General features: G+C 34.5%; 11 protein-coding genes. 7 read left to right on the top strand and 4 right to left on the bottom strand.

The genetic code is table 11. From position 1 onward, the window contains the following. Positions 1-52 precede the first annotated feature (52 nt). The 6 genes from ACFFVB_RS01860 (at position 53) to ACFFVB_RS01835 (ending at position 7,953) form a co-directional block, all read left to right on the top strand. On the top strand, positions 53-2,155 hold the full coding sequence (locus ACFFVB_RS01860) for a M13 family metallopeptidase (RefSeq protein WP_382380584.1): 2,103 nt from the start codon (positions 53-55) through the stop codon (positions 2,153-2,155). 101 nt (positions 2,156-2,256) lie between these two features. Next, positions 2,257-2,721: a hypothetical protein gene (locus ACFFVB_RS01855; RefSeq protein ID WP_382380582.1), complete on the top strand. Its 465-nt coding sequence runs from the start codon at positions 2,257-2,259 to the stop codon at positions 2,719-2,721. Between the two features lie 107 nt (positions 2,722-2,828). Further along, positions 2,829-6,233, top strand: a complete 3,405-nt coding sequence (gene ileS, locus ACFFVB_RS01850) for an isoleucine--tRNA ligase (protein WP_382380580.1) — start codon at positions 2,829-2,831, stop codon at positions 6,231-6,233. 4 nt (positions 6,234-6,237) lie between these two features. Next, positions 6,238-6,618 carry a TraR/DksA family transcriptional regulator gene (locus ACFFVB_RS01845; protein WP_382380578.1) on the top strand — a complete coding sequence of 127 codons (381 nt, stop codon included), beginning with the start codon at positions 6,238-6,240 and terminating at the stop codon, positions 6,616-6,618. A gap of 64 nt (positions 6,619-6,682) precedes the next feature. Continuing rightward, a complete protein-coding gene (locus ACFFVB_RS01840) occupies positions 6,683-7,303 on the top strand; it encodes a DUF4097 family beta strand repeat-containing protein (RefSeq protein ID WP_382380576.1) in 621 nt (206 codons plus the stop codon). 29 nt (positions 7,304-7,332) lie between these two features. Next, a complete protein-coding gene (locus tag ACFFVB_RS01835; RefSeq protein WP_382380574.1) occupies positions 7,333-7,953 on the top strand; it encodes a lipoprotein signal peptidase in 621 nt (206 codons plus the stop codon). Between the two features lie 51 nt (positions 7,954-8,004). Here ACFFVB_RS01835 and ACFFVB_RS01830 read toward each other — a convergent pair whose 3' ends face one another. Genes ACFFVB_RS01830 through ACFFVB_RS01815 form a run of 4 tightly spaced genes read right to left on the bottom strand, consistent with a single transcriptional unit; the run spans position 8,005 to position 10,846 of the window. Next, complete coding sequence (locus tag ACFFVB_RS01830) at positions 8,005-8,568, bottom strand: 5-formyltetrahydrofolate cyclo-ligase (protein ID WP_382380572.1); 564 nt, start codon at positions 8,566-8,568, stop codon at positions 8,005-8,007. Further along, complete coding sequence (locus tag ACFFVB_RS01825; RefSeq protein WP_382380570.1) at positions 8,565-9,545, bottom strand: succinylglutamate desuccinylase/aspartoacylase family protein; 981 nt, start codon at positions 9,543-9,545, stop codon at positions 8,565-8,567. The genes ACFFVB_RS01830 and ACFFVB_RS01825 overlap by 4 nt, the downstream gene beginning before the upstream one ends. Beyond that, complete coding sequence (gene rimK, locus ACFFVB_RS01820; RefSeq protein ID WP_382380568.1) at positions 9,546-10,424, bottom strand: 30S ribosomal protein S6--L-glutamate ligase; 879 nt, start codon at positions 10,422-10,424, stop codon at positions 9,546-9,548. Next, complete coding sequence (locus ACFFVB_RS01815; RefSeq protein WP_382380567.1) at positions 10,421-10,846, bottom strand: ATP-dependent zinc protease family protein; 426 nt, start codon at positions 10,844-10,846, stop codon at positions 10,421-10,423. The genes rimK and ACFFVB_RS01815 overlap by 4 nt, the downstream gene beginning before the upstream one ends. A gap of 111 nt (positions 10,847-10,957) precedes the next feature. Here ACFFVB_RS01815 and uvrC point away from each other — a divergent pair, with 111 nt between their 5' ends. Further along, positions 10,958-12,751, top strand: a complete 1,794-nt coding sequence (gene uvrC / locus ACFFVB_RS01810; protein ID WP_382380565.1) for an excinuclease ABC subunit UvrC — start codon at positions 10,958-10,960, stop codon at positions 12,749-12,751. Positions 12,752-12,753 lie beyond the last annotated feature (2 nt).

The raw sequence follows: 12,753 nt of genomic DNA, 5'->3' as shown, positions 1-12,753 counted from the left end.
TTAGAAGTTCGCTTTATTTTTAATTCAAAAAAATCAATTCAAATTCAAATATATGAAAATCAATATTTTAAAGCTATCTGTGCTTAGTGTTGTTGCTTTTGGAAGTTTAACAGCTTGTAAAGATGATAGTAAAAAAGAAACAGCAGCGGTGGTTGAAGTAGAAGTTGTGCCAGGAATCAATTTAGATTACATGGACAAATCGGTTAAGCCAAACGACGATTTCTTTATGTACGTAAACGGAAACTGGGTTAAAAACAATACCATTCCAGACGATAGAACACGATGGGGTAGTTTCGATGAGTTAAGACAGAAAACAGACGAGGATGTTTTAGGGATTCTAAGATCTGCAATGTCAGAAGATAAAGATCTTGGTAAAATTGAAGTGCTTCCAGGTTCAGATCAAGAAAAGGCAGTTTTTCTATATGAAACAATTATGGATACCGTATCTAGAAATAAAGAAGGTATTTTGCCTTTAAAATCTACTTTAGCTAAAATTGATGAAATTGCTACAATTAAAGATTTAGAAGCATATTTAATAGACATGGAGCCTAAAGGTGGCGGTGGCTTCTTCGGATTTTGGGTTGGTGCAGATGCAAAAGATAGTAATAAAAATGTAGCGAGTTTAGGAACAGGTCGTTTAGGTCTTCCAGATCGTGATTATTATGTAAAGGACGATGCCGATTCTAAAGATAAAAGAGAGAAGTATGTGGCACACATTACAAAAATGCTTCAATTTTTAGGAGATACCGAAGCCGTTGCGAATACACAAGCAAAACAAGTTTTAGCTTTCGAAACAAGTTTAGCAGCACCTAAATTGGATAAAGTAGAATTAAGAGATAGAAGAAAAACATACAATCCTACAGCAGTTTCAGATTTGCAAAAAATGGCGCCTTCTATAGATTGGACTGCATATTTTGATGGTATTGGAGCTAAAGATTTAGACACTATTATTGTGAGAGAACCACAATATGTAAAAGCGTTAAATTCTATTTTACAGAAGAATAATGTTAGCGATTGGAAAGCATATTTACGTTGGTCTGCACTTAATAGATCTGCAAGTTTACTGAGTACCGAATTAGAATATGCCGATTGGGAGTTTTATAGTAAAACTTTAGGTGGAGCGAAAAAACAACGCCCAAGTGAAGAAAGAGCTTTACAGACAATTAACAGAACTGTAGGAGAGGCTTTAGGTAAGTTATATGTAGACAAAAAATTCCCGCCAGAAGCTAAAGCTAAAGCGGAAGAAATGATTAAAAATGTGATCAAAGCATTTGAAAATAGGATTTCTGCATTGCCTTGGATGAGTGAAGATACTAAACTAAAGGCTATAGAAAAACTTCAGGCTACTACAGTTAAGATTGCGTATCCAGACAAATGGAAAGATTATTCTGCTTTAGAGATTACTGGTCCAGAAGCAGGAGGTTCATACCTTCAAAACATGCAAAATGCTAGAGCTTGGAGTTTTCAAGAGAATATTGATGAATTAGGAAAGCCTGTAGATAAAAGTAAATGGGGGATGTCTCCACAAACGGTTAATGCATATTTCAATCCGTCTTTTAACGAGATTGTTTTTCCTGCAGCAATTTTACAGCCTCCATTTTATAATTACCAAGCAGACGATGCTGTAAATTATGGTGGAATTGGAGCTGTAATTGGTCACGAGATTTCTCATAGTTTCGACGATTCAGGATCGCGTTACGATAAAAATGGAAACTTAAATAACTGGTGGACAGATAAAGATTTAGAAGAGTTTACTAAGTTAGGTAAAGCATTAGCAGACCAATATAGTGGTTTAGAAGTGTTGCCAGAAACATTTATTAACGGTGAATTTACTTTAGGTGAAAACATTGGAGATTTAGGAGGTGTAAATGCTGCTTACGATGCATTACAAATGAGTTTTAAAGAAAACGGTAAACCGGAACCAATTGATGGATTTACTGCCGAACAACGTTTCTTTATGTCATGGGCTACTGTTTGGAGAAGTTTATACAGAGATGATGCTTTAAAAAATCAGATTAAAACAGATCCGCATTCTCCAGGAATGAATCGTGCTGTTCAACCCCTTTTAAATGTCGATTCGTTTTATGAAGCATTCAATATTAAAGAAGGAGATAGCATGTTCGTTGAACCAGAAAACAGAGTGAAAATTTGGTAAACGCTTTCGTTTGAGTTAAAAATTTTAAAACCCCCGACATTTTGTTCGGGGGTTTTCTTTTACCTTTCATTTTAATTATAGAATGATTAGAATTAACGATTATGAAAACAAAAGGAATTTTATTAGTGATATTAAGTGTAACGATATTGTCTTGTGGTACCAGTAAAAGTATTAATGAAGATGAACTCGTAAGAACCGTAAATGATTACACTGTAAAAGTTGATGGGAATAAATCCTTAAAACAAACGGCTTCGGATGGTGTGTTAACAGATCTTCAAGGTGCCGAAGATATTGGAACCTATAAGTTTTATACAGATTTCGATGCAGAGACTAAAGATTTAGTACATGTTAGGAATGTAGAAAAAACAGGAAATACTAGAGACGAAAACTATTATTTTAAAGATAATAAGTTGGTAGCTGTAACTGTAAAATCGTCTGTGGCTAAAGAAAAAAGAATCTATCTTCATAAGGGTAAAATAATCTCATCTTCAAATATAGATTCTAAAGAAGAAGATTTGCTTTTAACCAAGGCGATACGCTTTCAAAATGAATATAAAAGCGAGTAAAAACCTAAATTTTAAAACCGATTATTTTCAATTGGTTTTTTTGAGTATTAACACCGCTGTTTTCTTAAAATTCATTAATTTCGCGTTCTTATAAGAAAATAGAACGAATGAGCATGAGATTTCCTGAGTATAAAGGTCTTAACTTACCAAATGTCGCAGAAGAAATTCTTGATTTTTGGGAGTCAAAAAATATATTTGAAAAGAGTATCACAACTAGAGAAGGAAAGGAACCTTATGTTTTTTTCGAAGGTCCTCCATCTGCAAATGGCTTACCTGGTGTTCACCATGTTTTAGCACGTTCTATTAAAGATATTTTTCCACGTTATAAAACCATGAAAGGGTTTCAAGTAAAGCGTAAAGCGGGTTGGGATACACACGGTTTACCCATTGAGCTTGGTGTAGAAAAAGAATTAGGTATTACCAAAGAAGATATTGGTAAAACCATTTCTGTAGAAGATTATAACGCTGCTTGCCGTACTGCTGTAATGCGTTACACAGGTATTTGGAACGACTTAACTCGTAAAATGGGATATTGGGTAAATATGGACGATCCATATATTACTTACGAACCAAAATACATGGAAAGCGTATGGTGGTTGTTAAAGCAGATTTACGATAAAAAGTTAATTTACAAAGGATACACCATTCAGCCGTATTCTCCTAAAGCAGGAACAGGTTTAAGTTCTCACGAATTAAATCAGCCAGGAACCTATCAAGATGTTACCGACACCACGATTGTGGCGCAGTTTAAAGCGAATGCAGATTCATTACCAGACTTTTTACAAGACGAAGGTGATATCTTTTTCTTAGCTTGGACAACTACACCTTGGACATTACCAAGTAACACAGCCTTGACTGTTGGAAATAAAATTGACTACGTTTTAGTAGAAACCTATAACCAATACACATTCGAACCGATGAATGTGGTGCTGGCAAAACCATTATTAGCAAAACAATTTGCTGGGAAGTGTTTTCAAGTCGATGCTAAACCTGCATTGTTAGATTATAAGCATGGTGATAAGAAAATTCCGTTTTACGTTGTAAAAGAATTCAAAGGAAAAGATTTAGTTGGGATAACGTATGAGCAATTAATGCCTTACGCACTGCCTAACGATAATCCTGAAAATGCCTTTAGAATTATTGCAGGTGATTTCGTAACGACAGAAGATGGAACAGGAATTGTACATACTGCACCTACTTTTGGGGCAGACGATGCTTTGGTTGCGAAACAAGCTGTGCCAGAAATTCCACCACTATTGGTAAAAGACGAAAATGGAAATCTAGTACCGTTAGTAAACTTACAAGGTAAATTCAGACCAGAAATGGGCGAATATGCTGGTAAGTACGTGAAGAACGAATATTATAACGATGGTGAAGCTCCAGAACGCTCTGTAGATGTCGAAATCGCTATTCGTTTAAAAGAAGAAAATAAAGCCTTTAAGGTTGAAAAATATAAGCACAGTTATCCAAATTGTTGGAGAACAGACAAGCCTATTTTATATTACCCATTAGATTCTTGGTTTATTAAAGTAACCGACGTTAAAGGACGTATGGTAGAACTTAATGATACCATAAACTGGAAACCAAAATCTACAGGAACAGGTCGTTTCGGAAACTGGTTAGCAAACGCTAACGACTGGAATTTATCGCGTTCACGTTACTGGGGAATTCCATTACCAATTTGGAGAACCGAAGATGGTACAGAAGAGATATGTTTAGGATCTGTTGCTGAATTAAAAGCTGAAATGGCTAAGGCTGTTGAAGCTGGGGTTTTAGAAAAAGATATTTTTGAGACTTTTGAAATCGGAAATAATTCTGAAGAAAACTATGCACAAATCGATTTACATAAAAACATTGTAGATCAAATTACTTTAGTTTCTACATCAGGGCAACCTATGAAACGCGAAAGTGACTTGATAGATGTGTGGTTCGATTCTGGTTCTATGCCTTACGCACAATGGCATTACCCGTTTGAAAATAAAGAAAAAATTGATGGAAACGAATCGTATCCAGCCGATTTTATCGCAGAAGGCGTAGACCAAACTCGTGGATGGTTTTATACCCTTCATGCGATTGCGACTATGGTATTCGATTCTGTAGCCTATAAAAACGTTGTGTCTAATGGATTAGTGTTAGATAAAAACGGACAAAAAATGTCGAAGCGTTTAGGAAATGCTGTCGATCCTTTTGATACACTTGCAGCTTACGGTCCAGATGCCACACGTTGGTATATGATTGCAAATGCAAATCCGTGGGACAATTTAAAATTTGATAGTGAAGGTATAGAAGAGGTAAAACGTAAATTCTTTGGAACACTTTATAATACATATTCATTCTTCAGCTTATATACTAATTTAGATAAATTCAGCTATAGCGAAGCAGATATTCCATTAGCCGAACGTCCAGAATTAGACCGTTGGATTTTATCAGAATTACATTCACTTATTCAACGTGTAGACGAATATTACGCAGAATACGAGCCAACAAAAGCGGCACGTGCTATTTCTGAGTTTACACAAGATTATTTAAGTAACTGGTATGTGCGTTTAAGTCGAAGACGTTTCTGGAAAGGGGACTACGAACAAGATAAGATTTCGGCGTACCAAACGTTGTATACATGTTTGTTAACCATAGCGAAATTAGGAGCTCCGATTGCACCATTTTTCATGGATAAACTTTACCGAGACTTAACACAAGTGACTCAAAAGGAAACATTTGAAAGTGTACATTTGGCTGAGTTTCCTGTATTTGATGAAGCGATTATAGACAAATCGTTAGAACGTAAAATGGGACGCGCACAAGTTATTTCTTCATTAGTATTATCGTTACGTGCTAAAGAAAAAATAAAAGTACGTCAGCCATTACAGAAAATCATGATTCCTGTAGATACTAAGGAGCAGAAAGAAGAGATACTGGCGGTTGCAGATTTAATCAAGCATGAAGTTAATATTAAAGAGATTGAGCTTCTTGAGGATGCATCAGACATATTAGTGAAACAAATTAAACCGGATTTTAAAGTTTTAGGACCGCGATTTGGTAAAGATATGAAGTTGATAGCTAGTGAGATAGCTAAGTTGACTTCGGAAGACATTAAAGAAATAGAACAAAGCGGTACTTTAAGCATTGAAATTAATGGAAAAAGTATTACTTTAGGTCGTGAAGATGTCGAAATTATATCGCAAGATATTGAAGGATGGTTAGTTGCTAACGAAGGAAATTTAACAGTAGCTCTTGATATCACAATTTCTAAAGAATTAAGGAAAGAAGGAATTGCGAGAGAATTAATAAATAGAATACAAAATTTACGTAAAGATTCAGGTTTTGAAGTAACCGACCGAATTCGAGTTAAACTTCAAAAACATGATGATATTGTAGATGCTGTAGAGACGAATTTAGAATATATTAAGGCGGAAACCTTAACAGCCGAACTAGAAATTATAGACCTAGTAAACAATGGGATTGATATTGAGTTTGATGACATCGAAACCAAGTTGTTTATAGAAAAACACTAATACTATGAACGTAGATTTAAACGTAAGACATACCGATAAGGATTTGGCTGAATTTAAAGGAATAATTCAAGACAAAATTATAAAAGCTAAACGTGATTTAGATTTAATTAAAAGTGCATACCAAAACGATTTAAATAATGGAACAGACGATACGTCTCCTACATTTAAAGCGTTTGAAGAAGGTAGCGAAACGATGAGCAAAGAAGCGAATTCGCAATTAGCTATCCGTCAGGAAAAATTTATCCGTGACCTTAAAAATGCACTTATTAGAATTGAAAATAAAACGTACGGAGTTTGCCGTGTTACTGGTAAATTAATTAATAAAGAACGTTTAAAATTAGTTCCACATGCAACGCTTAGTATCGAAGCTAAGAACATGCAATAGGAGTACTTTAAAATTATAAAATTAAACGCCTTGCAATTTTGCAAAGGCGTTTTTTTGCTTTTATATGAAATTTATTACTACATTATTAGTTACATTATTTTGTGTCACACTGCACGCTCAAAAACGTATTGATAAAATTATTGATGCGCAAGATATTACTACACTTCAAATTAATGGAGACAATTGCTTTAAAATACATGTGACTGCATCCAATACAAGTCGCATTACAATCCAGACAAACATTGCCGGAGAACATAACGAAGAGATGTTAGTAATAGCTAAAACGAGTAACGATTCATTGTACGTGTCAACCGGATTTCATCCACTATTTCAAGCAGATAATGATAAATTAAGTGCTCATAAAGTCATGTCTATTGAGTTAGAGATCCAAGTGCCAAAGCATATAAAACTTAATATTAAAAGTAATATAGGAAGTGTGAAAATAAAAGGCGATTTTAATACCGCTTTTATCGAGTTAAACCAGGGGCAATGTGTGTTGAATTCGTTTATCGGGTCGGCTAAAATTAACACCATTCAAGGGGGTATCTCTGTGGAAACCAATTTTGCAAAAGTCAATGCAGCTTCTAAACATGGTGTTGTAAAACTTGAACCATTAATTTTTGGAGAAAACCAATTAGATTTAAAGTCTATTCGGGGAGATATAAGTGTATTTAAAACAGAATAATATTCTTATTTTTGTTGAAAATTGAAAGCATGTCCCTAAAAAAAGCCAGTCTACTTATTTTTATCGTCCTACTTATCGATCAAGTAAGTAAAATTTATATTAAAACACATTTTGTTTTAGGGGAAGATGTTACCATTTTTAATTGGTTTAGAATTTATTTTATAGAAAACGAAGGCATGGCTTGGGGAACTAAAATCAGTGATTTTAGTGCTTCAATTTCAGATAGAACGGCTAAAACGTCACTTACCGTTTTTAGAATTTTTGCCATTCTAGGAATAGGATATTGGTTGTATTCATCAGTGAAAACTAAAGGGCATTATTTACTTACGCTAGCTATTGCTTTAATCTTCGCAGGGGCCTTAGGAAATATTATCGATTCTGTTTTTTATGGTGTTTTATTTAACGACAGTCATGGTCAAGTGGCTGCGTTCCTACCTGTATCAGGAGGATACGATACTTTGCTTCATGGTAAGGTTGTCGATATGTTGTATTTCCCTATTTGGAAGGGTTATCTGCCGGAATGGTTGCCGTTCTGGGGTGGTAATTTCTTTACGTTCTTCGAGCCTGTTTTTAATGTTGCAGATGTCGCTATAAGTACAGGATTCGTTATGTTACTTGTATTCAATAAAAAGGTGTTTCCGAAAGATTAATTCTAGGATTTTAATTGAATTGTCTTAGGCGAGGACTTCTAGGTGAAATAACTAAAATGTATAAACTTGCTTTGGAGTGACGCAATAATCTAACGGAATATCGCTGTCGTAAATATCAGAGATCTCATCTTCAGCTTCAAAAAAAGAGAGTCCGATTTTTATGGTTTTAGGATTACAATCATTTAAAAAGCGATCATAAAACCCTTTTCCATATCCAATTCTATTCCCTTTTTTGTCGAATGCTAAAAGTGGAATAAATACAACTTCAATAGACGTGTTTGGAATCGGAATACCGTCAACAGGTTCCGGAATATTATAACTATTTTTCCTTATAGTTGTAGCATCAGTAAGTAAGACATGATGCATAAGTCCGGTACTAAAATCACTTCTAGAAATTATAATATTTTTATCTTTCCCAGAGAGAATATTCAGAATAAATTCGGTATTAATCTCTTTCTGTTCTTCAATAGTTAAAAAAATATGGTAGAACGATTTATCCCAAATCGGAAGTTTTAAAAGCTGATTAGAAATATCTAGACTTAAGTCGTCACAAGCTTCAGCGGTTAAGGTTTTTCGCTTTGTTTTATATAATTTTCTTAACTCTGATTTTGTCATAAATCGCGTTTCAGTTTTCTTGTAATATGAAATAAAGCATCCCCTTGATATACAATTGGAGATTCGTTTACATTTATAATGTAACCACTCGTTTCTGCCTTTACATAATCGTTAAACTTTCCGTAGGGATCTGTAATGTTTCCTAAGATATCTCCACGTTTTACTTTGGTAGACATTAAATCTAACGCGGGTCTAAACATACCTGAATATTCGGCACGTTGCCATCTGCTCTCTAAAATAAATACACATGGTTTTTTTGGTGCTGTAGCTTTAAATCTAGCGTTCAGCATATTTAAATAATACAAAACACGTTTGGCTCCGTTAACACCAGTAGCCGTGACATTCGCATCTAAATGGATAGATTTTCCGCCTTCAAAAAGCAACATGGGAATTCCTAATTTGGAGCAGGTATAACGAAACGATTTACCTAAGTTTTTAGAGTACATTACAAATGGTGCTCCAAAAGCTAAGGCTAATTCGTCTAATTCGAAATTCGATTTTTCAATTCTAATTTGTGGGGCATTAAATCTGCCTGCGCCGCCGGTATGAAAATCGACTACATAGTCCACAGAAGGTATAACTTCGTGGATAAGTTTATAAGCCACCTGACTTGCAAGTGATCCGTTTTCGTTTCCTGGGAATACACGGTTTAAATCGCGTCCGTCGGGAAACTCTCTTTTTAAGTTTATAAATCCAAAAATATTAATGACAGGAATGCAAATAATGCTACCGCGTTTAGGTTTGTTTAAGCCTTTTGCTATAATTTGTCGTACTATTTCTACACCGTTAACTTCGTCTCCATGAATTCCTGCAGTAAATAAAACTGTAGGGCCAGGACGTTTAGAACGTTCAATAAAAATAGGGACATCGACACTGGAAGAAGTGTGTAAATTAGCTACATCGAAACTAATTTCTGCACTTTCTCCTGGAAGAATCTTTTGTCCTAAAACATGTAAAACATCTTTTTGAAATATCATCTATCGTTTTGCATTTCGTTCAATAAAGGAGATAATATTTTTAGCAATATTTTTCCCTGTAGCACCTTCAATACCTTCCAATCCTGGGGTAGAGTTGACTTCCAAAAGTAATGGTCCACGAGCAGATTGTAACATATCTACACCACAAACTGGTAATTTTAAAGCTTTTGCAGCATTGATGGCTAATTCTAATTCGGCAGCATCTAATTTAATAATATTTGCCGATCCACCACGGTGTAAATTAGAACGGAATTCACCTTCTTTACCCTGACGTTTCATTGCACCTACCACTTGTCCGTCTACAATTAAAGCTCTTAAGTCGGCACCATTAGCTTCCTTTATAAATTCTTGAACTATAACTCTTGCTTGTAAACCATTAAAGGCTTCAAGAACAGATTCTGCTGCGTTTTTAGTTTCTGCTAAAACGACTCCTAAGCCTTGAGTTCCTTCTAGTAATTTAATAATTACAGGAGTACCGCCAACATGAGCAATTACTTCTTCTACATCTCTCGAGTAATTTGTAAATACAGTTTTAGGCATACCAATTCCAGCCTTACTTAGACGTTGTAAAGATCTTAATTTGTCTCTAGAACGTTGTATTGCGTCTGAAGTTACGATGGTAAATACATTCATCATTTCAAACTGACGAACTACAGCGCAACCATAAAAAGTAACCGAAGCTCCAATTCTTGGGATTATGGCATCTACATAATCTAAATATCGATTTTTATAGTAAATAGTAGGTTTCTCTTTTTCTATAATAATGTCGCATTTAAGCGGGTCGATAACTTCAATTTTGTGACCACGCTTTTCACCTTCAGTAACTAAACGTTCTGTCGAGTAAAGTTCTGCGTTTCTTGATAAAATTACAATATTCATTGGGCTTTTAAATTATGAGATAAGTTTTGAAGATCGACATCAACTAAAAATTTTCCTTTTAAGAATTGTCTTCCAATAAGGACCGGAAAGCGCATATCGTCTCGCGTGCTTAAAGTTAAGTTGATTTTGTACGTTTTACCAAAGATTATCACTTCGGATTTTATTTTATATCTATTTTCTTTTATACCGTTACTACTTTTTACGTTGGTAAAGGTGTATTCGGTAAAGATTACTTCTTCACTGCTAAAGTTAGGATGACCTTTACTATAAAAAGTGCAATGCAGGGTATGGTCTACTTCTTTAATTTCTGAACAATGAATGGCAGAAGTATAAGCACCAGTATCTATTTTTACATCAATATTAAAGAGATCCAATTTAGGGAAGTCGAATTTATCTACGCGACCAATTGTTCGTTTATCCATGTTAGTATTAAAAAGGCGAAAGATATTTAAAGTTGAATGAAATGAGTAATAATCTTTGCTAAAATTTATACAATGAAATTGGTTTTAATATTGTTGTAGTATCTTTGTTTTATGGATGAAACCGCGTTACAATTACAGTTAAAAACTTTGCCTTCTTCACCAGGTATATATCAATATTATGATGCCAATGGTACGATTATTTATGTTGGAAAAGCTAAGAATTTAAAGAAACGTGTGTCGTCTTATTTTACAAAAACGCATGATAACGGGAAGACGCGAGTACTTGTAAGAAAGATAGCAGACATCAAGCATATTGTGGTCGAAACAGAAACAGATGCTTTACTTCTAGAGAATAATTTAATAAAAAAGTATCAGCCAAGATATAATGTCTTGTTGAAGGATGATAAAACCTATCCCTGGATTTGTATTAAAAAGGAACGATTTCCGCGCGTGTTTTCTACGCGACGAGTAATTAAAGATGGGTCTGAATATTTTGGCCCGTATACAAACTTTAAAACCATACACACACTTTTAGATTTAATAAAAGGGGTGTATCCCTTAAGAACGTGTAATTACGATTTGTCTGAATCTAAAATTGAAGCCGGTAAATATAAGGTCTGTTTGGAATATCATTTAGGGAATTGCAAAGGCCCTTGTGAAGATTATGAATCTGTCGAAGAATACGATAGAAATATTATTGCGATCCGTGAGATTTTAAAAGGAAATTTTAAGGATTCTTTAATTCAGTTTAAAGATCAGATGAAACAGTTTGCTGCGAACTTACAATTTGAAGAAGCTCAAAAAGTTAAAGAAAAAATTGATGTTTTAGAAAATTATCAAGCTAAATCCACCATAATAAATCCGAAAATAAGCAATGTAGATGTGTTTTCTATTATGAGCGACGAAGGTTTTGGATATGTAAATTTTCTTCAAATTTCTTATGGTTCAATAATTCGAGCGCATACCTTAGAAATCAAGAAAAAACTAGACGAAACAGATAAACAATTATTGGAATTGGCAATAACTGAAATTCGTCAGCGTTTTCATTCTAACTCAAAAGAAATATATGTACCTTTTAAAGTGAATTTGGGTAAAGATTTACGGATTACAATTCCGCAATTAGGAGATAAAAAACGGATTTTAGATTTGTCTCTCCGCAATGCGAAATATTACCGAATGGAACGGTTTAAGCAAATTAAAATTACCGATCCAGACCGACATGTAAATCGTATTATGGCACAAATGAAAACCGATTTACGTTTACATGAAGAGCCAAGGCATATTGAATGTTTCGATAACTCGAATATTCAGGGGACACACCCGGTAGCTGCTTGTGTGGTGTTTAAAGATGGAAAGCCGAGTAAGAAAGATTATAGACATTTTAATATAAAAACGGTAGTTGGGCCTGACGATTTTGCTTCTATGGAGGAAGTTGTTTTTAGACGTTATAAACGTTTAGTTGAGGAAGCGCAACCTTTGCCACAACTTATTATTATTGATGGAGGTAAAGGGCAATTATCTTCGGCATTAAATGCTTTAGACGATTTAGGATTACGAGGAAAAATTGCAATAATCGGAATTGCGAAACGTTTGGAAGAACTGTTTTATCCAGACGATCCCATTCCGCTATATTTAGATAAGAAAAGCGAAACCCTTAAAATTATACAACAGTTGCGTAACGAAGCGCATAGATTCGGTATCGAGCACCATAGAAACAGACGAAGTAAAACGGCTTTAAATACCGACTTAGAAACGATTCCCGGAATTGGAGAAAAAACCATAGTCGAGTTGTTAAGTCATTTTAAATCTGTTAAACGCATATCTAATGCGTCGTTAAAAGATCTAGAAGCGGTTGTTGGTTTTTCTAGAGCAAACAAAATATTTAATCACTATCATACCCCATAATT

Source organism: Formosa undariae, assembly GCF_042427615.1.
Lineage (GTDB): Bacteria > Bacteroidota > Bacteroidia > Flavobacteriales > Flavobacteriaceae > Formosa > Formosa undariae.
Note: the sequence above shows the minus strand (reverse complement) of the source record. Positions and strands in the feature narration are given on the sequence as shown.

Excerpts from the sequence above, each read along its gene's own strand:
- uvrC (WP_382380565.1), top strand. The coding sequence starts at position 10,958 with ATGGATGAAACCGCGTTACAATTACAGTTAAAAACTTTGCCTTCTTCA.
- ACFFVB_RS01835 (WP_382380574.1), top strand. The coding sequence starts at position 7,333 with ATGTCCCTAAAAAAAGCCAGTCTACTTATTTTTATCGTCCTACTTATC.
- ACFFVB_RS01860 (WP_382380584.1), top strand. The coding sequence starts at position 53 with ATGAAAATCAATATTTTAAAGCTATCTGTGCTTAGTGTTGTTGCTTTT.
- rimK (WP_382380568.1), bottom strand. The coding sequence starts at position 10,424 with ATGAATATTGTAATTTTATCAAGAAACGCAGAACTTTACTCGACAGAA.
- ACFFVB_RS01815 (WP_382380567.1), bottom strand. The coding sequence starts at position 10,846 with ATGGATAAACGAACAATTGGTCGCGTAGATAAATTCGACTTCCCTAAA.
- ACFFVB_RS01830 (WP_382380572.1), bottom strand. The coding sequence starts at position 8,568 with ATGACAAAATCAGAGTTAAGAAAATTATATAAAACAAAGCGAAAAACC.
- ileS (WP_382380580.1), top strand. The coding sequence starts at position 2,829 with ATGAGCATGAGATTTCCTGAGTATAAAGGTCTTAACTTACCAAATGTC.
- ACFFVB_RS01825 (WP_382380570.1), bottom strand. The coding sequence starts at position 9,545 with ATGATATTTCAAAAAGATGTTTTACATGTTTTAGGACAAAAGATTCTT.
- ACFFVB_RS01840 (WP_382380576.1), top strand. The coding sequence starts at position 6,683 with ATGAAATTTATTACTACATTATTAGTTACATTATTTTGTGTCACACTG.
- ACFFVB_RS01855 (WP_382380582.1), top strand. The coding sequence starts at position 2,257 with ATGAAAACAAAAGGAATTTTATTAGTGATATTAAGTGTAACGATATTG.
- ACFFVB_RS01845 (WP_382380578.1), top strand. The coding sequence starts at position 6,238 with ATGAACGTAGATTTAAACGTAAGACATACCGATAAGGATTTGGCTGAA.